We start from the raw sequence: 22,953 nt of genomic DNA on the forward strand, positions 1-22,953 counted from the left end.
TTGTCCGGCTCGCATGCCTGCCCCCAGCCCGGCCGCCTGCCTCAGATGGCAAGACCGCCCTCGTTGAATTTGTGAATACGCGAACGGTCCGGCGTCAGGAAGACCGTGTCTCCCGCTTTGGCCGGGAAGTCGCCGCTACCGCGCGCCGTCACCATGCCGATGCCATCGGCATCAATATGCAGGAAGGTGTCGGAGCCGAGATGTTCGGCGACCACGACCCTGCCCTTCCAATCGCCGCTCTCCATCGACAACAGCACATGTTCGGGCCGGACGCCGATGGTATGCGCATTGAGCGCGGCGGCGTGTTGGCTTGTGATGAAGTTCATCTTGGGCGATCCGATGAAGCCGGCGACGAAGAGGTTGCGGGGGCGGCTATAGAGTTCGAGCGGCGAGCCGACCTGCTCGATATTGCCCCTGTTCAAGACGACGATCTTGTCGGCCATGGTCATCGCCTCGACCTGGTCGTGGGTGACGTAGACCATCGTCGTCTTCAGCTGCTGGTGCAACTCGCTGATTTCGAGGCGCATGTTGACGCGTAGCGCCGCATCGAGGTTCGACAGCGGTTCGTCGAACAGGAAGGCCGACGGCTGGCGCACGATGGCGCGACCGATCGCCACGCGCTGGCGCTGGCCGCCGGACAGTTGACGCGGCTTGCGTTCGAGATAATCGGTGAGGTTCAGCACCCGGGCGGCATCGCTCACCTTGCGGTCGATCTCCGCCTTGTCGACGCCGGCCATCTTCAGCGGGAAGGCGATGTTGTTGCGCACGCTCATATGCGGATAAAGCGCATAGGACTGGAACACCATGGCCAGGCCGCGCTCAGACGGCGCCTTTTCGGTGGCGTCCCTGCCGTCGATGACGATCTTGCCGCCGGAGACATCCTCGAGCCCGGCGATCAGCCGGAGCAGCGTGGACTTGCCGCAGCCCGACGGGCCGACGAAGACGACGAACTCGCCGTCCTTGATGTCGAGATCGATCGAAGGGATGACCTTGGCTTCGCCGAAGACCTTGGAAACCTTCTGAAGGGTAATGCTGCCCATGTTTCTCTCCCTTTTATGTTATTTCACAGCGCCGAAGGTCAGGCCGCGGACGAGTTGTTTCTGGCTGAACCAGCCAAGGATCAGGATCGGCGCGATCGCCATCGTCGATGCCGCCGACAGCTTGGCGTAAAACAGGCCCTCGGGGCTGGAATAGGAGGCGATGAAGGCCGTCAGCGGCGCCGCCTTCGAGGCGGTGAGGTTGAGCGTCCAGAACGCCTCGTTCCAGGCAAGGATGATGTTCAAAAGCAGCGTCGAGGCAATGCCGGGCACCGCCATCGGCGTCAGCACGTAGACGATCTCCTTCATCAGCGACGCCCCATCCATGCGCGCCGCCTCGAGGATCTCGCCGGGGATTTCCTTGAAGTAGGTATAGAGCATCCAGACGATGATCGGCAGGTTGATCAGCGTCAGCACGATGACGAGGCCGGTGCGCGTGTCGAGCAGGCCCGAATTGCGAAACAGCAGGTAGATCGGGATCAGCGCGCCCACAGGTGGCATCATCTTGGTCGACAGCATCCACATCAGCACGTCCTTGGTCCGCTTGGTCGGCGAAAACGCCATCGCCCAGGCGGCGGGAATAGCGATGATCAGGCCGATCAGCGTCGAGCCGAAGGAGATGATCACCGAGTTCATGAAGTGGCTGAGATAGTTCGACCGGCTCTGAACCTCGGCGTAGTTTTCCGTCGTCCAGTGGAAGAACAGGAACTGCGGCGGCGAGGCGATGGCGTCGGCTTCCGATTTGAAGCTGGTCAGAAACGTCCAGAGGATCGGGAAGAAGATCAGGATGCCGAGCGTCCAGGCGATCGCGGTGACGATGAGCTTGCGCTGCGTTGTGACTTTTCTGGCCATCTCAAGCCTCCAGATTCTTGCCGACGAGGCGCACGAGGAAGATCGCGACGATATTGGCGAGGATAACAGCCACGATACCGCCGGCCGATGCCCCGCCGATATCGAACTGCAGCAGCGCCTGGGCATAGACGAGATAGGTGAGGTTGGTGCTGTCGGTGCCCGGCCCGCCATTGGTGGTGACGAGGATTTCGGCAAAGACCGAAAGCAGGAAGATCGTCTGGATCAGGATCACCACGGTGATGGCACGCGCCATATGCGGCAGGATGATGTAGATGAACTTCGAGATCGGCCCGGCGCCGTCCATTTCGGAGGCTTCCTTCTGCTCCTCGTCGAGCGACTGCAGCGCGGTCAGCATGATGAGGGTAGCAAAGGGCAGCCACTGCCAGGCGACGATCAGAATGACGGAAAACAGCGGCGCATTCGCCAGCCAGTCGATCGGCTGCAGGCCGAGCGCCTTGGCAAGATGCGCAAACAGGCCGTTGACCGGGTTCATAAACATGTTCTTCCAGACCAGTGCTGCCACCGTCGGCATGACGAAGAACGGCGCGATCACCAGAATGCGCACGATGCCCTGGCCATACATCGGCTGGTCGAGCAGCAGCGCAAAGGCGATGCCGCCGATGACGGTGATCAGCAACACGCCGGCGACGAGCAGCAGCGTATTGATCAGCGCCGCAAAGAAGGCCGGATCCGTCAGGAAGTATTCGTAGTTCAGAAAGCCGACGAAGCTCTCCATGCCGGGGCTGAGCAGATTGTAGTTCAGCAGCGAGAAATAGATCGTCATCACAAGCGGGACGATCATCCACGCAAACAGCAGCAGCACGGAGGGCGCAATCATCAGGCGCGCGGCGGAGCGGGTATGTAACGTTGCCATGGCAATCACCGATCTGGACGGAAGCGGGGAGCGGCCGCAAGGCAGCTTTGGTTGAAAAAAGAGGCCGCCGATGCAGTTCGGGCAATCGGCGACCCAGAGGGGCGGATTGTCAAGGATCCGCCCCTTGCTCAGGAGGTTTTATTTAATGTAGCCGGCTTTGGTCATCTCGCGGGTGGTCAGCTGCTGGGCGCTCTGCAGGGCCTGGTCGACCGAAAGCTGGCCGGCAAGAGCTGCGGAGAACTGCTGGCCCACTGCCGTGCCGATGCCCTGGAATTCCGGGATCGCCACGAACTGGACGCCGACATAGGGGACCGGCTTGACGGTCGGCTTGCTCGGATCGGCCGCGTTGATCGAGTCGAGCGTCATCTTCGCGAACGAAGCCGCCTTCTGGTAGTCCGCATTCGCATAGAGCGATTTGCGGGTGCCCGGAGGTGCGTTCAGCCAACCTTCCTTCTCGGCGACGAGGTTGCTGTATTCCTTGCTGGTTGCCCAGGCGACGAACTTCTCAGCAGCTTCTGCCTTCTGGGTACCTGCCGGGATGGCCAGGCTCCAGGCCCAGAGCCAGTTGCCGCGCTTGCCGAGACCCTTGTCCGGGGCGAGCGCGAAGCCGACCTTGTCGGCGACCTGCGATTGCTTCGGATCGGCGACGAAGGAAGCGGCAACCGTTGCGTCGATCCACATGCCGCACTTGCCGGTCTGGAACAGCGCCAGGTTCTCGTTGAAGCCGTTGGAGGAGGCGCCCGGAGGGCCGGCATCCTTCATCAGCTTGACGTAGAAGTCGAGCGTGTCCTTCCATTCCGGCTGATCGAACTGCGGCTTCCACTTCTCGTCAAACCAGCGTGCGCCGAAGGAATTGGACATGGCCGTCAGGAAGGCCATGTTCTCGCCCCAGCCGGCCTTGCCGCGCAGGCAGATGCCGTAGATTTCCTTGTCCTTGTTGGTGATCTTGCGGGCAGCGTCGGCGACGAAGTCCCAGGTCGGCGCGTCGGGCATCTTCAGGCCGGCAGCGTCGAACAGGTCCTTGCGGTACATGACCATCGAGCTTTCACCATAGAACGGCGCAGCATAGAGCTTGCCGTCTACAGTCAGGCCGCTGCGGATTGCCGGCAGCAGGTCGTCGACGTCGTAGTTGGCGCCGAGATTGTCGAGCGGCAGCAACCAGTCCTGTTTTGCCCAGATCGGAACTTCATAGGTGCCGATCGTCAGAACGTCGTACTGGCCGCCCTTGGTCGCGATGTCGGTCGTGACCTTCTGGCGCAGCACGTTTTCTTCGAGGGTTACCCATTCAAGATCGATGCCGGGATTCTTCGCCTTGAAGTCATCCGTCAGCTTCTGCATCCGGATCATGTCGCCGTTGTTCACGGTCGCGATCGTCAGCGTTTCGGCCGAAGCCATGCCGGCAAACGCCAGTGCTGAGCAGGCGCCCAGCAGAAAAGTTCTCAATGTCATAATCTTCCTCCCAGAAGATGGGGTGTGAGCATTCGCTTCGCTCATGGGCAATTACTCAACAAACAGCAAAGAATGTCAATCGGCAATCGTTGCTGCAGTGCCGAAGGCAATAGTCATCCCATTGATTTAAATATAATATTTTTTGCTCAGTTCTTGAGCAAAAACTCAGCAGTCTCTTCGTCGGTGATCAGAGCGTTGATTTGATGGCCGACAACGGCGGCCCTGATCGCCTTGAACTTGCGCTTGCCCTTGGCCAGCCCAATGACCATCGATGCATCGCGGGATGGGATCGGCGCGGACGCGACGCGCTCGTTGATCGGGTTGTCGATCAACCTGCCATCGACATCAAAGATCCAACCGCAGATTTCGCCGACAGCGCCCCCCCGCATCAGCTCCATCATCTCGTCCTTCTCGAGAAAACCGTCGACGCAGAGCGGCCCATCGATGCCGAGCTCGCCGATGCCGACGAAGGTGACATCGGCCTGGGCGCTCATATTAAGCGTCGAGCGCACCAGCTGTTGGCCATGCAGCAACTCGCGCTCCTCCGCCGAGGTGACGAGCACCGGCAGCGGCATCGGATAGTGTCGTGCCTTCACCGCATCGGCCATGCTGAAGATGACGTTGTAATAGGCCGCCGATCCGTCCGGTGCGATATTGCCGGTCAGCGAAACGATGCGGTGATTGGGACATTCGATCGCCGGAAGCTGGTCGACCGCCGCCTTCAAGGTGCGGCCGGTACCGATGGCGAGTACGATGGGCTCCGGCCGTTTCAGCCACCGCTCGATCTCGGCCGCCGCTGCCTCGGCGATACCGACCGTCGTCGACGACGACGCGGGATCGCTCGGCACCACCTCCACATGTTTCAGCCCGAATTTACGGCGCAGCTGACTTCCGAGCTCCAGGCAGGCTGCGATCGGATGATCGAGCCGCACCTTGATCAGGCGCTCGGCGACCGCCAGCGACACCAGCCGCTGCGCCGATTGCCGCGAGATGCCCATCGCAGCGGCGATTTCGTCCTGCGTGCGCCCGGCGACGTAGTAGAGCCAGCCGGCACGCGCCGCATCGTCGAGCCGTGCAGGGGTCTCGGATCTTTTTACCATCTAATGCCTACCGCGCAAAGTGAGCCGGCGCGCCGTCGCCGAACATGATTTGAGTCTGTATCGCGCCAGATCAAAACAAAATTCCGGCAAATGTCGAGCCTGTTGCAGGGAGCCCAGCCAAATAACCGCCTTCACTCGGGCAAACCCCCGCTTAGGCAAGCCATCGCAGGACGAGATAGATCGCTGCCTTCACGAGACCGTAAATCACCCCGCCGGCAATAACGAGCGACACTGCCGTCATCACGAAGCCGATGAGCGCGAAAAGACCGTCACGGCCCAATATGCCGAAAGCGAAGACCGAGATCGTGATCGCCGGCAGAATATTGCCGAGCGGGACCGGCAGCAACAGCACGATCGACAGCAGCAGGCATGCCGCCCCGGCCAGATATTCCGCCGGCGGTTCGGCGAAGATCGCCAGCCGCGGTTTCAGCATGCGTTCGGCCCAGGCGAGCCAGCGGTGGATGCGGCCGACAATGGTCTCGAAATCCTCCCGGCGCATCGAACGGTTGGCAATCACCTTCGGTAGCCAGGGTTTCAGCCCGAAGGTCAGTTGCGCTGCCAGGAAGATCAATGGCGCCCCGAGCACGGCCGAGGTGCCCGGCGGAGTAGGAAAGGCGTTCGGAAGCGCGAAGATCAGCATCAACGCGCTGATCGCCCTGTCACCCATCGTGTCGAATAGATCGCCGATCGAGATCCGTTCGCGGCTGTGGTCGGCGGCCATCTGCCGCAAAATGGATGAGAGGCGGCGGCCTTTGGGACGTGGTCTTCGGATGGTACTGTTTTCTCTCGTATCGATTGTCGTGGGTCCGACAGTTTATGAAAGTGTAGGGCCGGATTCTGGCGATGCAATATGCCAATTGAATGACTTGCGGGGTTAGAAATTACCGTTGCGATCGGAGCCGATGGGCTGGGGATCACCAGATTTCTCCAACGTCTTGCCATGACGGAATGGAAGACGGAGTACCGTCCGCCTATTCGACCTGCGGGAGAGATGTCCTGCAGAACAGAGGGGATGGCACACGGCACGCCCTAAAGCCGGCGACACCCCGCCGAATGAGCGCTTGAAATTCCCCGCCAACAATGCAAGCAGACGCTGGGAGACCAGAGAAACGGCAGAGTGGCAATGATCATTTCATTCGACATCGGTGGCACCGCCATCAAGGGTGGCATCGCTCGTTCCGAGACAGACATCGTTCCCCTCGGCCGCCGCCCGACACCCAGGGATGATTTTGCCGCTTTCGTCGAGACCCTGCGCGACATCATCGCCGAAACCGGCGAACAGCCGAACGGCATCGCCCTCTCCATCGCCGGCGTTGTCGATCCCGATACGCAGCGCCTGATCTGCGCCAACATTCCCTGTATCCACGACCGCACGCTCGCGGCCGATCTCGAAGCCGAACTCGGCCTGCCTGTGCTGATCGCCAACGATGCCGACTGTTTCGCTATTGCCGAAGCCGGTCTCGGCGCCGGCCGCGGCCACCGCATCGTCTTCGGCGCCATCCTCGGCACCGGCGTCGGTGGCGGCCTGGTTGCCGACGGGCGCCTCGTCAACGAGGCCGGCGGCTTTGCCGGCGAATGGGGCCACGGGCCGATCATCGCATCCGCGGCCGGCAATCCGCCTGTGGCCATTCCCGCCTATGCCTGCGGCTGCGGCCAGCAGGGCTGCGTCGACACTGTCGGCGGCGCCCGCGGCCTGGAGCGACTGCACAAGACGCTGCACGATCTCGACCTTGCCAGCGAGGAGATCATCGCTCAGTGGCGCCGTGGAGAGGAGAGGGCGACACGGACGATCGACGTCTATGTCGATCTCGTCGCCTCGCCCTTGGCGCTGACGATCAACATCACCGGCGCGACCATCGTACCGGTCGGCGGCGGGCTTTCCAATGTCGAGCCGCTGCTTGCCGAACTCGACCACGCCGTGCGCGCCCGCATCCTGCGCAAGTTCGATCGCCCACTGGTGGTGCGCAGCGAATGCCGCATCGAACCCGGCCTGATCGGCGCAGCGCTTTTGGGGCTGAAGGCCGAGACGGCCTGAAGCAATTCCACGAAAAGTGCGAAGCGATTTTCCATCCGGAATTGCGATTCCTTAAAGCACCGGCCACATCCGCACGATCGCGGCGAAGCGATCCCAGTCCTTACGCACAGAAGGCGTCCAGGCAGCCTCGGCGACCGCCGGGAGACGCGGAAAAACCAGCCGGTTGAAATAGGCGCGCGAGATGAAGTTCTCGGTCCAGATGCAGGCCTGGATGCCGCGCATCTTATCCTGCAGCGCCTCCGGCAACTCGCCCTCGGCCTCGTAAGCATAGGTGTGTTCCGGCGGCGCGTAGCCCGCCCAGGCGGCGCCGGGCTCGGCCCAGGCCTCAGCCTGCGCCATGTCGAGATAATAGGCCTGCCCTGGCGTCATCACCACGTCGTAGCCTTCCTGTGCCAGCTCGATGCCGACGGCGGGCTTTTCCCAGGCCATCAGCAGCGTGCCGTCGCGGTCGACGCCGCCGCCATGCGAGACCTCGTTCCAGCCGGCAAGTTTCCTGCCGCGTTCCGACAGCATGGCTTTGATACGTTTCAGGAAATAGGATTGCAGCTCGGCGGTGCCGGCAAGTTTCTCCCGCTCCATCAGTGCCTTGCAGAGCGGCGAGGACAGCCAGGAGCCATGCGCCACCTCGTCGCCGCCGATATGAAGATATTCGCCGGGGAACAGCGCCACCATCTCGTCGAACACCTTGCCGAGAAATTTATAGGTGAATTGCACCGCCGGATTGAGCGCGTTGTTCGGATAACCCTGCACCGAGCGGTAACTGTCCGGCGCCTCCTGCCCGTCGACGAGTTCGGGCAGCGAGAACAGCGTCGCCATGCTGTGGCCCGGAATATCGATTTCCGGCACTACCTCGATATGCAGCGAGGCTGCATGCGCAACGATCCGTCTGGCGTCCTCCTGCGTGTAGTGGCCGGAGCGCGTTTGCGCCCCGTCGCCGAGCTGCGGCACGAGCACTTCATCCGGCCCGCGCCGGGCGCCGATCTCCGTCAGCGCGGGATAGGCCTTGATCTCCAGCCGCCACGCTTCGTCATCCGTCAGGTGCCAATGGAAGATGTTGAGCTTGTTCCAGGCGAGAATATCCATCAGCCGCATGACGTCCGCCACCGGATAGAACTGCCTGGACACATCGAGATGGCAGCCGCGCCAGTCATAACGCGGCTGGTCGGCGATCGTGCCGAAATTGGGGAATTTGAAGCGCTCGGGATCGGCGCGGGCGCCGTGCAGCAGTTGCACCAGGCTGATCAGCCCGTAATGCCGCCCGGCGACATCCGCACTCGAAAGCACGATCTCATGTGCCGTAAAACGCAATTCGTAGGCAAAGGCGGCGATCGACGATTCGGTGACGAAACGAATGGCCCGCCCGCCTTCGACGGCACTGAGGGAAAACGGCACATTGTCGGCCGGATAGAGCCGCTGGTAGAGCGCGAGAACCAGCGAGAGCGCCTTGACCGCATCGGGCCGCATCCGCTCGGCCGGATAAAGGATAACCGGCAGCTCTCCCGCCTTCAGCCCGAGCGCCAGCGGCCAGGGCAGCAGCGAGTAAGGTTCCTCGGCCCGGCCCGGCGGCAGAAGCGGCAAGGCCACGCCGCCATCTCGGCCTTCGAGCATGAGATCGCCGAAACCGACAGGAACGTGGCGCCCGTCACCGAGTGTCAGATAGGCCGATTTGACGCCGGCCGTCCTATGTTTCGGCTCCCTGGTCAGCCCCTCGACGGTGAACCGCCAGCGCCCGCCGGGCGGCACGCTCAGGTCTTCGGGCGGCAGGAATTCATGGAAATGCGCGATCCGCCGCTTGAGGCTGCCGCCATCGCAGACATGTTTGTCGGCAACCCGCGTCTCTGATGTATAGGCGAGCAAGAATGTCGACAGTGGCTCGGCCGAAAGATTGAACAGCGTGAAGGTCAGGCGCCCAAAGCTGCCTTCGATCGGGCTCCAGCTTGCTTCCAAATGGTAATCGGCCATGATCGTACCTTGCCCTGTCGATGAGTGACCGGGATCGCGACTGGGCTCCCGGCATGATTCCAAGCTTAGCTTTTTCGGGGCGGCAATGGAATCGGCGCGCAGGCTCAGGGCGGGCGAGCAGCGATGAGAACCGTTCAAAGGCTGCCTGATGGGCCCCGCGGGTTCAGCAGCGGCCTGTTTTGATGGGAATCGACGGCCGAAGAGGAAAACGGCGCGGCCTTCGCCGCGCCGTCCTCACTCAGCTGCCAACGCCGGCGGATGTCTGTCATCCGCCTCTTCCTGGATGGCGTCGGCATGCCGGCCTGGCTCGTCCTTTGCCTTCGGCTCTCGGCCGAAGAAAAGGGCGTAACCGGCGGGCAGAACCAGAATGGTAAGCACGGTCGCAACCAGAATGCCGCCCATCATCGCGTAGGCGAGCGGACCCCAGAAGACACCGCGCGAGATCGGGATCAGCGCCAGCACGGCGGTCAGGGCCGTCAGCATGATCGGCCGGAAACGGCGCACGGCCGCGCCGACGATCGCCTCCTGCCGGTGCATGCCGGCCTTGATATCCTGGTCGATCTGGTCGACCAGGATGATCGAATTGCGCATGATGATACCGAGCAGCGCGATGACGCCGAGGATCGCCACGAAGCCGAAGGGCGCGCCGCTGATCAGCAATGCGGCCGCCGCACCGATGATTCCAAGCGGTCCGGTGGCGAGCACCAGCATCGCCTTGCCGAAATGCTGCAGCTGCACCATCAGCAGCACGATGATGACGGCGAGCATGATCGGCGCCTTGGCGGCGATCGACATCTGGCTTTCCGCTGCATCCTCGGCGCCGCCCTGGATCTCGACCTTGTAGCCGGCTGGCAGGCTGTCGCGCAGGTCCTTCATGTCGGCATACATCTTCATCACCACGTCGTTCGGCTGCACATCGTCAGGCAACGTGGCGCGCACGGTGATCGTCGGCAGCCTGTCGCGCCGCCATTCGATGCCCTGCTCCATGACGGGCACGACCTTGGCAACCTGCGAGACCGGCACGAAGCCGCCGAAATCCGTCGGGACATAGACCGAGTTGACCGCCGACAGCAGCGAACGGCTGGCATCCGGCTCGCGGGCGACGATCGAAACCGTCTCCTCGCCGTCGCGGAAATCGTCGAGCGCAGCCCCTGACATGGCGGTCTGCAGCATCTGACGGACACGCTGCGAGGAGACGCCAAGTGCCCGGGCGCGATCCTGGTCGATCACCAGCTTCATCGCCGGCACCTCTTCCAGCCAGTCGTCATGGATGGCGCCGAGCATTGGATTGGCCTGGAAGCGCGCCTTTACCTGGTTGGCGATCTCCCTGACTTCCTGGCGGTCAGGCCCCATGACGCGCATCTGCACCGGCCAGCCGGTCGGCGGACCGAGGAAGAGGCGGTCGACCTTGCCGCGAATATCGGGGAAGTCTTCCGCAAGGATCGTCCGCAGCTTGACGATCAGCCGCTCGCGCGCCGGTTCGTCATTGGCCATGACGAGCAGCTGGGCGAAGTTCGGATTGCGCAGCTGCTGGTCGAGCGGCAGGAAGAAGCGCGGCGCGCCTTCGCCGATATAGGTAGCGATGAACCGCTTGTCGGGATCATCCATCATCTTGGCTTCGAGCGCCTTTGCCTGCACCTCGACTTCCTTGATGCTGGTGCCCTCGGGCAGCCAGAGATCGACGAGGATTTCCGGCCGCGAGGATTGCGGGAAGAAATTCTGCGGAATGAACTGGAAGGCCCAGAGGCTGGTGACGAAGGTGCCGAGCGTCAGCAGCAGCACGATGACGCGGTGGCGCACCGCCCAGCTGACCGTGCCGCGCAGCCTGCGATAGAAGCCGGTGTCGAAGGCGTCGCGATGCTCGCCGGCGTGATGGCGCTGCTTGAGGATCATATAGCCGAGCCACGGCGTGAAGTAGACCGCGACGAACCACGAGGTGACAAGCGCGATGCCGACGACGTAGAACAGCGAGCGCACATATTCGCCGGCCGTCGAGGCGGCGAAGCCGACCGGGATGAAGCCGGCCGTGGTGATCAGCGTGCCGGTCAGCATTGGGAAGGCGGTTGAGGAATAAGCGAAGCTTGCCGCGTCGATCTTGACGAGCCCCTCCTCCAGCTTTCGCTCCATCATCTCGACGACGATCATTGCATCGTCGACAAGCAGGCCGAGCGCGATGATCAGTGCGCCGAGCGAGATGCGCTGCAGGTCGATGCCGAGTTCGTACATTAGCGCGAAGGTGGCGGCCAGCACCAGCGGAATGGCAATTGCGATGACGAGGCCCGATCGCCAGCCGATCGACACGAACGAGACGACCAGCACGATGATGAGAGCTTCGCCGAGTGCATGCATGAATTCGCTAACCGCATCGGTCACCACGTCCGGCTGGTTGGCGATCTGATCGACGGCGACGCCGTAGGGCAGCGCCTCTTCGAAACGCTGATAGGTCGCCTCAACACCCTTGCCGACATCGGTTACATTAAAGCCCTTGGCCATCACGACGCCGACCTGAACGCTGTCGTGGCCGTTGAAACGGTACTTGCGCTGGTAGGGATCTTCGAGCCCGGAACTGACGGTGGCGATATCGCCGAGGCGCGTCACCTGGCCGCCGGCGCGAAGGCGCAGCTCGCGGATATCGGCCGCCTTCTTCACGTCGCCTTCGACCGATATGCGCACCGAGCGCAGGCCGGTATCGACCGAGCCGGCCGGATCGACATTATTCTGGCCCTTGATGGCGTTCTGTAGATCGAGGATCGTCAGGCCGCGCTCGGCGAGCGCCTTCGACGAGACGTCGATATAGATCTTCTCAGGCTGGTCGCCGATGATGACGGCCTTTTCGACGCCCGGCGTCGTCAGCAGCATGTCGCGCGCCTGGATCGCGAATTTCTTCAGTTCCGGATAGGAATAGCCGTCGCCGCTGATCGAATGCAGCGTGATGAACGTATCGCCGAACTCGTCGTTGAAATACGGGCCGAGCAGGCCCTGCGGCAGCTCGCTGGAGATGTCGCCGACCTTCTTGCGCACCTGGTAGAAGGCATCCGCCACTTCTTGCGAATTCGTGTCGCCCTTGACCTGCAATGTGATGATCGCACTGCCTGCCCGCGTATAGGACTTGACCCAGTCGATATGCGGCGTTTCCTGCAGCTTGCGCTCGATCTTGTTGACGACCTGATCTTCCATTTCCTGGATGGAAGCACCCGGCCAGATCGCCTGAACGACCATGACGCGGAAGGTGAATTCCGGATCCTCGCGCTGGCCCATGCGCATCAGCCCGAGCACGCCGGTGATGATGATCAGCCCGAAGAGGAAGCGGGCGATGCTTGGATGTCCGATCGCCCAGCGCGACAGATTGAAGGGCCGCTTTTCGGTGGTGGTGGCGTCCATGGTCCTGTTCTCTCTTTATGGCGCGTTCAGCGAACGGTCTGGTCGGTGGCAGCCAGGGCCGACTGCTGATCCGGCACCTTCACCTTCAGGTTTTCGCTCATGAACTGCGTGCCGGCCGAAACGACGAGATCGCCGGTATCGAGACCCTCGGTCACATGCACGCCGTCGCCGGTGAAATCGGCGACCTTGATGTCGCGGCCATGCACGGTCGCCGTGTCGCGGTCGACGGTCCAGACCATCTGCTTGCCGTCCTTTTCAGCCAGGGCACTGAGCGGGATCGAGACATAGCTGTTGCTGTTGCTGACATCGGCCTCGATCGTCGCCGTCATGCCGAGCAAAACGCGCGGATCGTTCGGCAGGCTCACCCGGACCGCAAAGGTGCGCGACTGCTGGTCGGCGCTTCCGGAAACCTCCCGCACCTTGCCGTCGAGCACCAGCCTGTCGTCGGCCCAGAAGCTTGCCTTGACCGTTTTGCCCGGCTTGAATTCCGCAATGTCATTTTCCGGAACGGCGATCTGCACTTCCTTTTCGCCGTCGACGGCAACGGCGACGACGGGAGTGCCCGACGCAACGACTTGGCCGACATCGGCATTGATCGTCGTGACAATCCCGTTGTGGTCGGCCTTCAGCTCCGCATAACTCACCTGGTTCTTCGCCTGATCGAGTGCCGAGACGGCGGCATCGCGGCTTGAAACGGCCTGATCGTAACTGAGCGAGGCTTGCTCGAGTTGGGATTTCGGCGAAACATTCTTGTCGAAGAGCTGCTGATTGCGCTTGTTCACGAGATCGGCGGTTTCGACGCCCTTTTCAGCGGCTGCGAGATTGGCTTCCGCCGTCTTGACCGCCAGCTGGTAATCGGTGGAGTCCATCCGAGCGAGCACGTCGCCCGGTTTCACCTTGTCGCCGATATCGACGAGGCGTTCGGTGATCTTGCCAGCAACGCGAAAGCCGAGGTTCATCTCCGTACGCGCCTTGACCGAGCCGGAATAGTCGAGCTTGCGGGTGTCGCCGGCCTTGGCGATCTCGACGACCTTCACCGGCCGGATGACTTCCTTGACCTCAGCCTTCTCTTCCGAGCAGGCGGAAACGCCGATGCCGATGGCGCCGACGAGCACGAGACTGGCGACGGACGGCATGCGATGGCTGAGGGTCTTGAGCGAAAACATCTTCCGCACTCCTGGATCGTTTCGGGGTTCCGACGGCGGCTGCCGTCCATTATTTCTTCAGCGCCCTGATCACGTAGTCGATCAGTTCGTCGACGCTTGCGCGGTTCGTTTTGGCAAGACATTGCGCCACCATCTGCGGATGGCAGAGATTGATCGTCGCCGCACCGAAGCAGCGCGAGGCAACGACCGGGTCCTGCTCGGCGAATTCCCCGGCTGCAATGCCTTCGGCGATGATTTCGGCAATGAGATCATGAACACGGTCGATATGCTTTTCGATGACATGCCAGTCGCGCTCGATCGCGACGATGATCATCTCGTGCACCTTCATCTCGTCGAGCATCAGATCGAGCGTCAACTGATGCTGGGTCTCGACATAGCGGCGCAGCCGCTCGCTGGCGCTGATAGGCTGATGGCGGATGTCGTAGGCGATTTGATAAGCGGTGGCGAGCATGCGCCCGCAGAGCGCCTGGTGGATTTCCACCTTGGAGGCGAAGAAACGATATATATTGGCGGGCGACATGCCGAGATCGCGGGCAATGTCGGCCACCGTCGTCTTGCTGTAGCCATAGTGCCGAAACAGCCGTTCGGCCGCGTCGAGAATGCGTGTGACATTCTCCTGCCGGGTGACGTCGAGCGTGTTTTCCGCGATCTCGTCCATGACTTTCGATGCCTCGAATTACGACTGACGAATTTTGAATTTCGTCAGTCGTAAAATATCAGGCGTCACTTGTCAACATCCCGGAGCGCAGTATAGGTTCGGGTCGGCTGTGCTCGTTCGAGCGGCTAGCGCCGGTCGGCGCACCACGAATTCATTGGATGTGAGGATTTGGAGCGGCTGAATGATGGACATCGAACGCAATTGAAAAGTGCCGCGACGCGAACGCGCGCGGCACCTCATCGCCGGCAGCAGGGAAATCAGACGATCTTGACGTCGAGTGTGATCGGAACCGAGGCAAGCGCCTTGGAAACCGGGCAGCCGGCCTTTGCCTTGTTGGCGAGTTCGTTGAAGGTCGCCTCATCGGCACCGGGAATACGGCCGGAGAGCGAAAGATGGATGGCGGTGATGGCAAAGCCGCCCTCGACGCTTTCGAGCGTTACCTTGGCAGAGGTTTCCATATGCTCGGCGGTAAAGCCGGCTTCACCGAGGATCAACGACAGCGCCATGGTGAAGCAGCCGGCATGGGCGGCACCGATCAGTTCTTCCGGGTTGGTGCCGGCGACGCCTTCGAAGCGGCTCGCAAAGCCGTAGGGATAATCCTTCAGGGCGCCGCTCTGCGTCGAGATCAGGCCTTTTCCGTCCTTGAGGCCACCGGTCCAATGAGCCGAAGCCGTACGATTGATCTGCATGCCGTCCTCCTGTTTTCGATTGTGCTTTCAGAAAGCGGCAGGGGCCGCTCCATGCCTGCGGGAGATCAGATAGCCTTCCCGATGGGCAATATAATGCTCTATCCCGAGAAGACGACAGGCTTGTAAAAATAGCGGGATCGAAGCCCTTCAAGCGGGATGCTGCAGCACGCTGAGGCCGCCGTCGATCGTCAGGCAGGTGGCATTGATGAACGGGCACTCGTCTGAGATCATGAACACGGCCGCCATGGCAATCTCCTCCGGCGTCGCGATGCGCCCGCCGGGATGCAGTTTCATCGTCTCGGCCCTCGCCGCCTCCGGATCGGGAAAGCTGTTCCAGTAACCGATCACCTTCTGCGTCGAGACATAGCCCGGCGCCAGCGCGTTCACCCGGATATTGCGGGCCGCATATTCGAGCCCCAGGGATTTTGTCATCCCGAGCAGCGCGTGTTTTGCCAGCGGATAGGGAAATGTGTGCGGGATGATCGTGAAGGCATGCGTTGAGGCGATGTTGAGGATGACGCCGCCACCCTGTTCGATGAGGCCCGGCAGCACCGCCTTGCAGCAGTTCCATGCGCCCTTCAGATTGATGTCGAAGCAGCGGTTCCATTCCTCGTCCGTCGTCGCGAGCGGTTCGGCAAAGACATTGACCCCGGCATTGTTGACGAGCGCGTTCAGCTGTCCGATCTCTTCATTCGCCTGAGCCACCAACGTCGTGATCGTTCCGGCATCGGTAATATCGGCCGGCAGATAACCGAGCCGGCCGCCGCTGCGCTGGAGCTCTTTCGCCGCCTGCGCCAGCAGCGCCCCATCGCGATCGACGAGAAAGACGGCGGCATCCTCCCGCATGAAAGCCTTCGCCATCGCAAGGCCGATACCCTGCGCAGCACCGGTTATCAGGATGTTCTTGCCCTGCAGACGGCTGCTCATCTATCACCCCTTCGGTTGAACCGGCAGCGTCGACATCAGGATCGTCACTGTGCCGGCAAGCGCCTCACCTGGCGCAAGCGGCGTGAGCCCACCGAAATCAGGAAGGTGATGCCCGTTCGGCAGATGGCTCATCGGCTCGAGGCAGAAGAAATCGCTCCGGTTGACCGGCATATACAGCATGAAGCGATCGAGCGCACCGTCGGCTTCCAACGCCGCCCGGATTCCAAGTTCCGGCCAGGTGATAACAGCCCGCCCATTCCAACCCTCGAAGGCATTGTTCATCCATCTCTGCGGTAAAAGCGTCTCAGATCTGAAATCGAAATAACCAGGCACAGGGCCGGGCATCTCTGGCAGATGGTCCGGCCGCTCGCTCCAATAGCGATCGGCAGCAATCGCCAGTCGTGTCTTTGGCGTGCGCGCGAAGAAGGGATGTTGACCGAGCCCGAAGGGAAGAGCCGTATCGCCGCGGTTTTCCACGGAAAGCCTCAGCACCAGTGCATCGCCGGCGAGACGGATCTCTTGCCGCGTAAGATAGGCATAAGGTGAAACCCTGTCGGCGCTGCGGGAAAAGCAGAACTGCGCATGCTCCGCGCTGGCGTCTTCAAGCTGCCAGAGGCTGAGCCAGCCGTCACCGTGGAGATAGAGCGGATCGGAAGCATTCGGTTGGAAGCCATAGTCGCGTCCGGCAAAGGACATGGTGTTGCCTTCCACGCGATTGCCGAACGGCACCATCGCGAAATTCGCCATCGCTCCCTCCGGCCCGCCGGCCGCCACGAGAAAGGGCATGCCGCGATAAGTCGCGGCGGTGACGGCGGCACCCCGACGGCTGACCCGGACGGAGAGATCGCCGTGCCCCAGCTCGATGTCGTCTCCGGCTCGTCCTTGGTTCATCCACGTCGCCCCGCAGCCGAAGACCTCAAATTATCGAGCAGCACTGCGATCAGCAGGATCAGCCCGCGCACGACATACTGATAGAACGCCTGGATATTCAAGAGGTTCATGACGTTTTCGGCAATGCCCATGATCAGCACGCCGACGATGACACCGCTCATCGCCGCTCGGCCGCCGGCCAGCGAAACACCGCCGAGAACGCAGGCCGAAATCACCGAAAGCTCAAGCCCTGTCGCCGCATTCGGCTGGCCGGAAGTGATGCGCGAGGCAAGCAGGATGCCGGCAATGCCGCAGACGAGCCCCTGCAGCGCAAAGATCCAGATGCGCATGTTGACGACGTTGACGCCGGCAAGCCGCGAGGCTTCCGGATTGCCACCGATCGCCAGCGTGTTCTTGCCGAAGACGGTGCGGTTGAGCACGAACCCGAAGAGGATGAAAAGGATCAGCATGATCCAGATCGGCGTCGGCACGGTCAGGAAGCGCGACAGAGCAAGCTGGTAGAAATCGGGATCGTTGATGCCGACGGCGCGGCCATCGGACGCGATCAGCGCCAGCCCGCGCACGATCTGCATGGTCGCAAGCGTGGTGATCAGTGCATTGACCCGAAAACGCGCAATGACGATACCATTGACGAGGCCGACGACGGCGCCGCACAGCAGGGCGGCGAGCAGCCCGACGGGAATGGAGCCTGTCGCATTCGAGACCATCACCGCGATCATGCCGGAGAAGGCGACGATCGATCCGACCGAAAGGTCGAAATCGCGCGATGCCAGGCAGAACATCATCGTGCAGGCGACGATGCCGATCGTGACGACCGATTGCAGCAGCCCCAGCATGTTTCGCTCGGTCAGGAAGTTCGGAACGAAGAGCGAGACGATCACGAAGGCGGCAGCGAAGATCACCACCAGCCCCTGTTCGCCGAGAAGGATTTTTTTCAACGAATTCATCGTCCGTATATTCCTGGTCCTAGAGCAATTTCAGGAAAAGTGCGAAGCGGTTTTCCGTCCGGAATTGCGTAAAAACAAAAAGTTAGAGCGGTTCTGCGTTTCCATGAAAAGCTGAACCGCTCTAAATGGTGCCTGCGGCATTCTTGTCGGGAAGCGCTGCCGTCAGGATGTTGCGCTCGTCGAAATCCTGGCGGGTGACATTGGCCGCCACCCTGCCCTGGCACATCACCATGATGCGATCGGAAATGCCCATGACTTCGGGCAACTCGCTTGATATGACCACGATCGCCATGCCGCCGGCCGCAAGCTCGTAGAGGATTTCGTAGATTTCCGATTTCGCCCCGACATCGATGCCGCGTGTCGGCTCGTCGATGACCAGGACCTTGATGCCCTGCTCGGACAACCAGCGGCCGAGAATGACCTTCTGCTGGTTGCCGCCCGAGAGGTTGATGATGTCCTGCTTGCGCGAGGGCGTCCGCACCCGAAGCTTGGCGATGAACCGATCCGCCAGCGCCGCCTCTTGTCTCGGGCTCAGAATGCCGAAAGGCGAAAAATGCCGGCGCGACGAGATCGCGATATTCTCCTCGATCGATCGCCCTTGGACGATGCCGTCGAACTTGCGGTCCTCGGGGCAAAGCACCATGCCGGCATTGATCGCCGCTTTCGGATTGTTAGGCGCAACGGCTACGCCGTCGATCGTGACCTGGCCCTGATGTCTGGTGTCGGCGCCGTAAAGCAGCCGCGCCATCTCGCTGCGGCCGGCGCCGATCAGGCCGAAGAAACCGAGAATTTCGCCCTGGCGGACGGAAAAGCTGATCGGATGACGCAGCCTCGGCCCCGACAGGCCCTTGGCCTCCAACCGTACGTCGCCGAGCGCGCGTTCGCGCCATCCCCAGACATTGCTGATCTCGCGTCCGACCATTTCCGAGATGATCTGCTCGCGCGTGGTTTCGGCGATCTGAGGATGGTGGGCGGCAAGTTTGCCGTCGCGCAGCACCGTCAGGCTGTCGCAAAGGCGGAAGATCTCGTCGAGGCGATGGGAGACGTAGAGAATGACCGTTCCCTTCGCCTTCAGCCTGTCGATGAGCGAAAACAGGATTTCGCTTTCGCGGGAGGAAAGCGAGGAGGTCGGCTCGTCGAGCGCAATCACCCGCGCATCGAGCATGACGGCCTTGGCGATCTCGACCATCTGCCGCGCACCGATCGAAAGCGAGGCGACCTTGGCCGACGGATCGACATCGATGCCGATCTCCTCGAGCTTCGACCGCACCGTCTCGATCAGCGCCTTCGAATGGATGACACCGCCCTTGGCCGGAAAGCGTCCGAGCCAGAGATTTTCGGCGACCGTCAACTCTGGAACGAGTTGCAGTTCCTGATGGATGACGATGACGCCGGCATGGAAGGCGTCGCGGACGGAGCCGTATTTCTGCTCCTCGCCGTCGATGAGGATGTTGCCGCGATCGGCGGCCTGATCGCCCGACAGTACCCGGATCAGCGTCGATTTACCGGCACCGTTTTCGCCCATCAGGCCGTGGACGGCGCCCTTCTCGACCGTGAAGGAAACATTCGCCAGCGCCTGCACGCCGGGATAACCCTTGGAGATATTGCTGAATTCGAGGAAAGCCATCTTCGCTCCGTCGAGAAAGACCGGCGGCACGCTACGCGGCCGCCGGACGATATCATCTTGGAAGGACGATCACTCGATGCCAAGATCCTTGCGGACCTTTTCGTAATCGTCGCGCAGCGCCAGGGAACCCGAGGTCAGCGTCAGCTTTGCCGGCTCCTTGTCGTTGGCGATCCAGTCGTACATGTTGAGCGCCGTCTCGTAGCCGTGACGCTTCGGCGAGATGATGACGGTGCCGAAGAAGCCCGTTGCCGCCGGCTTCTTGAATTCATTGATCGCCGATTCCGCACCGCCGATGCCGACACCGATGACGTTCGTCGCCGGAATGCCGACCGATTCGGATGCACGGACGGCGCCGAGGACGGCTTCATCGTTGAGGCCGAAGGCGACCCAGTATTTCACGTCGGCATGCTTGTTGAGAACGGTGGTCGCCGCGTTGAGCGCTGCTTCCGTATCCGTCTTCGCCTGTGGCGCATCATAGATGTTTTCGGCCGGGAAACCGGCGGACTTCAGCACAGAGATCGCACCTTCGACGCGGTCGACAGCGGTCGGCAGCTGGTCATAGGAGACCCGCACGGCGCCGACATTCTTCATGTCCCAGCCGCGCTTCTTGATTTCGTCGACGATCGCCTGGCCGACGGTCTCGCCGATCTTGGTGGCTGAAATGCCCATATGCGGCACGTCTTCCAGCGGCTTGCCGTCGGCGCTGACGAGGCGGTCGTCGACCGTCATCAGCTTCAGCTGGTTGGCTTCGGCCTTGGCGACGATGCCGGGGCCGAGCTTGACGTCCGGCGTGCAGATGATGAAGCCCTGCGCACCCTGAGCGCCGAGATTGTCGATCGCCGATTGGACCTTCTCGCCGTCTTCGGCGCCGATCTTGACGACGGTGAAGCCTTTGTCCTTTGCGGCCTGATCGGCGAATTTCCATTCGTCCTGGAACCACGGCTCCTCAGGCTGCTTGACGATGAACCCTATCTTGACGTCCGCGGAAAATGCCGAGCCGGCTGCCAGAATGGCGAAAGTGCCAGCCAGAATGGCTGCTTTGAACAAGCGCATGTCTCTCTCCCTAAACTCTCAAAAACCGAGCAGCTGCCTCCCAGGCAACGTCCAATGAATTATGACAAATCATCATACCAGTCAATTGCCAATGTATGATGATTGGAATAATAGGATTATTGACGAGATGCCGGGAGGAAGCGTCGCAAAGCGGATCGAATTCGGATAATCAGGTTCGATTGCCTAGCACGCGAGACAGAGCGGAGAGGTGAGTTGGAAACAATCGAGCGACAGAGCGGGGCCGAAAGCCGCCGCATCGAGCGCCGCCCGCGCGTACGCCGCAACGTCACGGCGGCGATCGCTCAGGATATCTGTGCGGACCGCTATCCCGCGGGCTCGCCGCTGCCCCGCGAGAACGATCTCTGCGAGCTCTACGGCGTCAGCCGCACCGTCATTCGCGAATCGCTGAAAGTGCTGGAATCCAAAGGCCTTGTCCGTGGCAAGCCACGCATCGGAACCACCGTCTGCGATAAGGACGACTGGAATATCCTCGACGCTGACGTGCTTGAATGGATGGGTCCGTATATCAAGGATTTCGACCTGCTCGGCTGCATTCTCGAAGCCCGCCGCACCATCGAGCCGGCAGCCGCCGAATATGCCGCCGAGCGCGCCAGCGCCCAGGAGATCGCCGATCTCGACAATGCCTGGCGGCAGATGCGCGACAGCGCCCGCGACCCGGAAAGCTTCACCGATGCCGACGTCATGTTCCACACGGTGCTGCTCACCGCCAGCCACAATCAGGTCTTCCGCCGCCTGTCGAGCGCCATTCACGCGGCGCTGAAATATGCGCTGCATGCCTCCAATATCGGCGTCGAGAATCGCGAGGATGCGGTGCTCGTTCACGGTCAGTTGGTCGAGGCCCTGCGCATGCGCGACAAGGCGGGAGCCCGTGAATGCGCCAACCGCATGCTCGATCTTGCGGTGCGCGATCTAGCCGCCGCCGAAAAAGCGATCGGCAGAACGAAATGACGGATCACCACAAATCTGCGAACGCGCCGTCGATCGCAAACCCGGGAAGAGACTGAAAGAACAGCGATGAAGATCACCAAACTCACCACCTATATCGTTCCCCCGCGCTGGTTGTTTTTGAAGGTCGAGACCGACGAGGGCATCATTGGCTGGGGCGAACCGGTCGTCGAAGGCCGTGCGCTCACCGTTCAGGCCGCCGTCCATGAGCTGGAAGACTACCTGATCGGCAAGGATCCTTTCCTCATCGAAGACCACTGGACCGTGATGTATCGCGGCGGCTTCTATCGCGGCGGCGCCGTCCACATGAGCGCGATCTCGGGCATCGACCAGGCGCTGTGGGACATCAAGGGCAAAGCGCTCGGCCAGCCGATCCACTCCCTGCTCGGTGGCCAGCTCCGCGACCGTATCAAGGTCTATTCCTGGATTGGCGGCGACCGTCCTTCGGATGTCGCCAACAATGCCAAGGAGGTGGTTGCCCGTGGCTTCAAGGCGATCAAGCTCAATGGCTGCGAGGAAATGCAGATCGTCGACACCAACGAAAAGGTGGAGAAGGCGGTCGAGACCATCGCCGCCATCCGCGAGGCGATCGGCCCGCATATCGGCATCGGCGTCGATTTCCACGGCCGCGTGCACAAGCCGATGGCGAAGGTTCTCGCGAGGGAGCTCGACCCTTACAAGCTGATGTTCATCGAAGAGCCGGTGCTTTCCGAAAACAAGGAAGCGCTGCGCGATATCGTCAACCATACCTCGACGCCGATCGCGCTCGGTGAACGGCTCTTTTCGCGCTGGGACTTCAAGCAGGTTCTGTCCGACGGCTACGTCGACATCATCCAGCCGGATCTCTCCCATGCCGGCGGCATCACCGAATGCCGCAAGATCGCGGCGATGGCCGAAGCCTATGACGTGGCGCTGGCGCCGCATTGCCCGCTGGGCCCGATCGCGCTCGCCGCCTGCCTGCAGGTCGATGCCGTCAGCTATAACGCCTTCATCCAGGAACAGAGCCTCGGAATCCACTACAACAAGGGCAACGACATCCTCGACTACATCTCCAACAAGGAGGTGTTCCACTATGCCGATGGTTTCGTCTCGATCCCGCAGGGTCCGGGTCTTGGCATCGAGGTCGACGAAGCCTATGTCATGGAGCGCGCCAAGGAAGGTCACCGCTGGCGCAACCCGATCTGGCGGCATGCCGACGGCAGCTTTGCCGAATGGTGAGAGCGCATAGCCCCGAAAATCGGAACCGACTTTCGGAAAGGATTATGCGCAATTCAAAGTGACAGGGTCGCGCAAGCGGCCCTTTTTCATTCCCCGTGTAGGATATCACGTGTCCTGTCCG

The 22,953-nt window shown here is 61.6% G+C and carries 19 protein-coding genes; 3 read left to right on the forward strand and 16 right to left on the reverse strand.

The window, feature by feature from the left end:
- Positions 1-41: 41 nt before the first annotated feature.
- The 6 genes from AB8B31_RS18865 to AB8B31_RS18890 form a co-directional block, all read right to left on the reverse strand.
- A complete protein-coding gene (locus tag AB8B31_RS18865; RefSeq protein ID WP_166480768.1) occupies positions 42-1,040 on the reverse strand; it encodes an ABC transporter ATP-binding protein in 999 nt (332 codons plus the stop codon).
- Positions 1,041-1,058: 18 nt separating this feature from the next.
- A complete protein-coding gene (locus AB8B31_RS18870) occupies positions 1,059-1,889 on the reverse strand; it encodes a carbohydrate ABC transporter permease (protein WP_018072683.1) in 831 nt (276 codons plus the stop codon).
- Between the two features lies 1 nt (position 1,890).
- Positions 1,891-2,763, reverse strand: coding sequence for a carbohydrate ABC transporter permease (locus AB8B31_RS18875; protein ID WP_018497491.1), 873 nt, complete (start codon positions 2,761-2,763; stop codon positions 1,891-1,893).
- A gap of 138 nt (positions 2,764-2,901) precedes the next feature.
- Positions 2,902-4,212: an ABC transporter substrate-binding protein gene (locus AB8B31_RS18880; RefSeq protein ID WP_166480767.1), complete on the reverse strand. Its 1,311-nt coding sequence runs from the start codon at positions 4,210-4,212 to the stop codon at positions 2,902-2,904.
- A gap of 146 nt (positions 4,213-4,358) precedes the next feature.
- Positions 4,359-5,312: a sugar-binding transcriptional regulator gene (locus AB8B31_RS18885; protein WP_018072680.1), complete on the reverse strand. Its 954-nt coding sequence runs from the start codon at positions 5,310-5,312 to the stop codon at positions 4,359-4,361.
- A gap of 151 nt (positions 5,313-5,463) precedes the next feature.
- The gene (locus tag AB8B31_RS18890; protein ID WP_026230768.1) at positions 5,464-6,042 is read right to left on the reverse strand and encodes an exopolysaccharide biosynthesis protein; all 579 of its coding nucleotides are present in this window, start codon (positions 6,040-6,042) and stop codon (positions 5,464-5,466) included.
- A gap of 393 nt (positions 6,043-6,435) precedes the next feature.
- Here AB8B31_RS18890 and AB8B31_RS18895 point away from each other — a divergent pair, with 393 nt between their 5' ends.
- Complete coding sequence (locus tag AB8B31_RS18895) at positions 6,436-7,347, forward strand: ROK family protein (protein WP_130759055.1); 912 nt, start codon at positions 6,436-6,438, stop codon at positions 7,345-7,347.
- A 51-nt stretch (positions 7,348-7,398) separates the two neighbouring features.
- Here AB8B31_RS18895 and AB8B31_RS18900 read toward each other — a convergent pair whose 3' ends face one another.
- From AB8B31_RS18900 to AB8B31_RS18945, 10 genes are all read right to left on the reverse strand, one after another.
- Positions 7,399-9,309, reverse strand: coding sequence for a beta-N-acetylhexosaminidase (locus AB8B31_RS18900; RefSeq protein WP_130759056.1), 1,911 nt, complete (start codon positions 9,307-9,309; stop codon positions 7,399-7,401).
- Positions 9,310-9,543: 234 nt separating this feature from the next.
- Positions 9,544-12,690: an efflux RND transporter permease subunit gene (locus AB8B31_RS18905; protein WP_130717952.1), complete on the reverse strand. Its 3,147-nt coding sequence runs from the start codon at positions 12,688-12,690 to the stop codon at positions 9,544-9,546.
- 26 nt (positions 12,691-12,716) lie between these two features.
- Positions 12,717-13,856, reverse strand: coding sequence for an efflux RND transporter periplasmic adaptor subunit (locus AB8B31_RS18910; protein WP_130653093.1), 1,140 nt, complete (start codon positions 13,854-13,856; stop codon positions 12,717-12,719).
- Positions 13,857-13,905: 49 nt separating this feature from the next.
- Positions 13,906-14,514, reverse strand: coding sequence for a TetR family transcriptional regulator (locus tag AB8B31_RS18915; protein ID WP_018447050.1), 609 nt, complete (start codon positions 14,512-14,514; stop codon positions 13,906-13,908).
- Positions 14,515-14,771: 257 nt separating this feature from the next.
- The gene (locus AB8B31_RS18920) at positions 14,772-15,203 is read right to left on the reverse strand and encodes an OsmC family protein (RefSeq protein WP_166480766.1); all 432 of its coding nucleotides are present in this window, start codon (positions 15,201-15,203) and stop codon (positions 14,772-14,774) included.
- 147 nt (positions 15,204-15,350) lie between these two features.
- Complete coding sequence (locus AB8B31_RS18925; RefSeq protein ID WP_439007489.1) at positions 15,351-16,130, reverse strand: SDR family oxidoreductase; 780 nt, start codon at positions 16,128-16,130, stop codon at positions 15,351-15,353.
- Positions 16,131-16,133: 3 nt separating this feature from the next.
- Positions 16,134-17,021, reverse strand: a complete 888-nt coding sequence (locus AB8B31_RS18930) for an aldose 1-epimerase (RefSeq protein WP_166480765.1) — start codon at positions 17,019-17,021, stop codon at positions 16,134-16,136.
- Positions 17,018-17,968, reverse strand: coding sequence for an L-arabinose ABC transporter permease AraH (gene araH, locus AB8B31_RS18935; protein ID WP_018243671.1), 951 nt, complete (start codon positions 17,966-17,968; stop codon positions 17,018-17,020). The genes AB8B31_RS18930 and araH overlap by 4 nt, the downstream gene beginning before the upstream one ends.
- Before the next feature lie 121 nt (positions 17,969-18,089).
- Positions 18,090-19,595 carry an L-arabinose ABC transporter ATP-binding protein AraG gene (gene araG, locus AB8B31_RS18940; RefSeq protein WP_166480764.1) on the reverse strand — a complete coding sequence of 502 codons (1,506 nt, stop codon included), beginning with the start codon at positions 19,593-19,595 and terminating at the stop codon, positions 18,090-18,092.
- 69 nt (positions 19,596-19,664) lie between these two features.
- Positions 19,665-20,648, reverse strand: coding sequence for an arabinose ABC transporter substrate-binding protein (locus tag AB8B31_RS18945; RefSeq protein ID WP_028734717.1), 984 nt, complete (start codon positions 20,646-20,648; stop codon positions 19,665-19,667).
- A gap of 213 nt (positions 20,649-20,861) precedes the next feature.
- Here AB8B31_RS18945 and AB8B31_RS18950 point away from each other — a divergent pair, with 213 nt between their 5' ends.
- Both AB8B31_RS18950 and dgoD read left to right on the forward strand, forming a co-directional pair.
- On the forward strand, positions 20,862-21,617 hold the full coding sequence (locus AB8B31_RS18950; RefSeq protein ID WP_003543153.1) for a FadR/GntR family transcriptional regulator: 756 nt from the start codon (positions 20,862-20,864) through the stop codon (positions 21,615-21,617).
- A 66-nt stretch (positions 21,618-21,683) separates the two neighbouring features.
- Positions 21,684-22,832 carry a galactonate dehydratase gene (dgoD, locus tag AB8B31_RS18955; protein WP_028734718.1) on the forward strand — a complete coding sequence of 383 codons (1,149 nt, stop codon included), beginning with the start codon at positions 21,684-21,686 and terminating at the stop codon, positions 22,830-22,832.
- Positions 22,833-22,953: the final 121 nt, after the last annotated feature.

The sequence above is a fragment of the Rhizobium sp. 62_C5_N11_2 genome (genome assembly GCF_051811185.1).
Taxonomy (GTDB): Bacteria; Pseudomonadota; Alphaproteobacteria; order Rhizobiales; family Rhizobiaceae; genus Rhizobium; species Rhizobium leguminosarum.

Excerpts from the sequence above, each read along its gene's own strand:
- AB8B31_RS18865 (WP_166480768.1), bottom strand. The coding sequence starts at position 1,040 with ATGGGCAGCATTACCCTTCAGAAGGTTTCCAAGGTCTTCGGCGAAGCC.
- AB8B31_RS18870 (WP_018072683.1), bottom strand. The coding sequence starts at position 1,889 with ATGGCCAGAAAAGTCACAACGCAGCGCAAGCTCATCGTCACCGCGATC.
- AB8B31_RS18875 (WP_018497491.1), bottom strand. The coding sequence starts at position 2,763 with ATGGCAACGTTACATACCCGCTCCGCCGCGCGCCTGATGATTGCGCCC.
- AB8B31_RS18880 (WP_166480767.1), bottom strand. The coding sequence starts at position 4,212 with ATGACATTGAGAACTTTTCTGCTGGGCGCCTGCTCAGCACTGGCGTTT.
- AB8B31_RS18885 (WP_018072680.1), bottom strand. The coding sequence starts at position 5,312 with ATGGTAAAAAGATCCGAGACCCCTGCACGGCTCGACGATGCGGCGCGT.
- AB8B31_RS18895 (WP_130759055.1), top strand. The coding sequence starts at position 6,436 with ATGATCATTTCATTCGACATCGGTGGCACCGCCATCAAGGGTGGCATC.
- AB8B31_RS18900 (WP_130759056.1), bottom strand. The coding sequence starts at position 9,309 with ATGGCCGATTACCATTTGGAAGCAAGCTGGAGCCCGATCGAAGGCAGC.
- AB8B31_RS18905 (WP_130717952.1), bottom strand. The coding sequence starts at position 12,690 with ATGGACGCCACCACCACCGAAAAGCGGCCCTTCAATCTGTCGCGCTGG.
- AB8B31_RS18910 (WP_130653093.1), bottom strand. The coding sequence starts at position 13,856 with ATGTTTTCGCTCAAGACCCTCAGCCATCGCATGCCGTCCGTCGCCAGT.
- AB8B31_RS18915 (WP_018447050.1), bottom strand. The coding sequence starts at position 14,514 with ATGGACGAGATCGCGGAAAACACGCTCGACGTCACCCGGCAGGAGAAT.
- AB8B31_RS18920 (WP_166480766.1), bottom strand. The coding sequence starts at position 15,203 with ATGCAGATCAATCGTACGGCTTCGGCTCATTGGACCGGTGGCCTCAAG.
- AB8B31_RS18925 (WP_439007489.1), bottom strand. The coding sequence starts at position 16,130 with ATGAGCAGCCGTCTGCAGGGCAAGAACATCCTGATAACCGGTGCTGCG.
- AB8B31_RS18930 (WP_166480765.1), bottom strand. The coding sequence starts at position 17,021 with ATGAACCAAGGACGAGCCGGAGACGACATCGAGCTGGGGCACGGCGAT.
- araH (WP_018243671.1), bottom strand. The coding sequence starts at position 17,968 with ATGAATTCGTTGAAAAAAATCCTTCTCGGCGAACAGGGGCTGGTGGTG.
- araG (WP_166480764.1), bottom strand. The coding sequence starts at position 19,595 with ATGGCTTTCCTCGAATTCAGCAATATCTCCAAGGGTTATCCCGGCGTG.
- AB8B31_RS18945 (WP_028734717.1), bottom strand. The coding sequence starts at position 20,648 with ATGCGCTTGTTCAAAGCAGCCATTCTGGCTGGCACTTTCGCCATTCTG.
- dgoD (WP_028734718.1), top strand. The coding sequence starts at position 21,684 with ATGAAGATCACCAAACTCACCACCTATATCGTTCCCCCGCGCTGGTTG.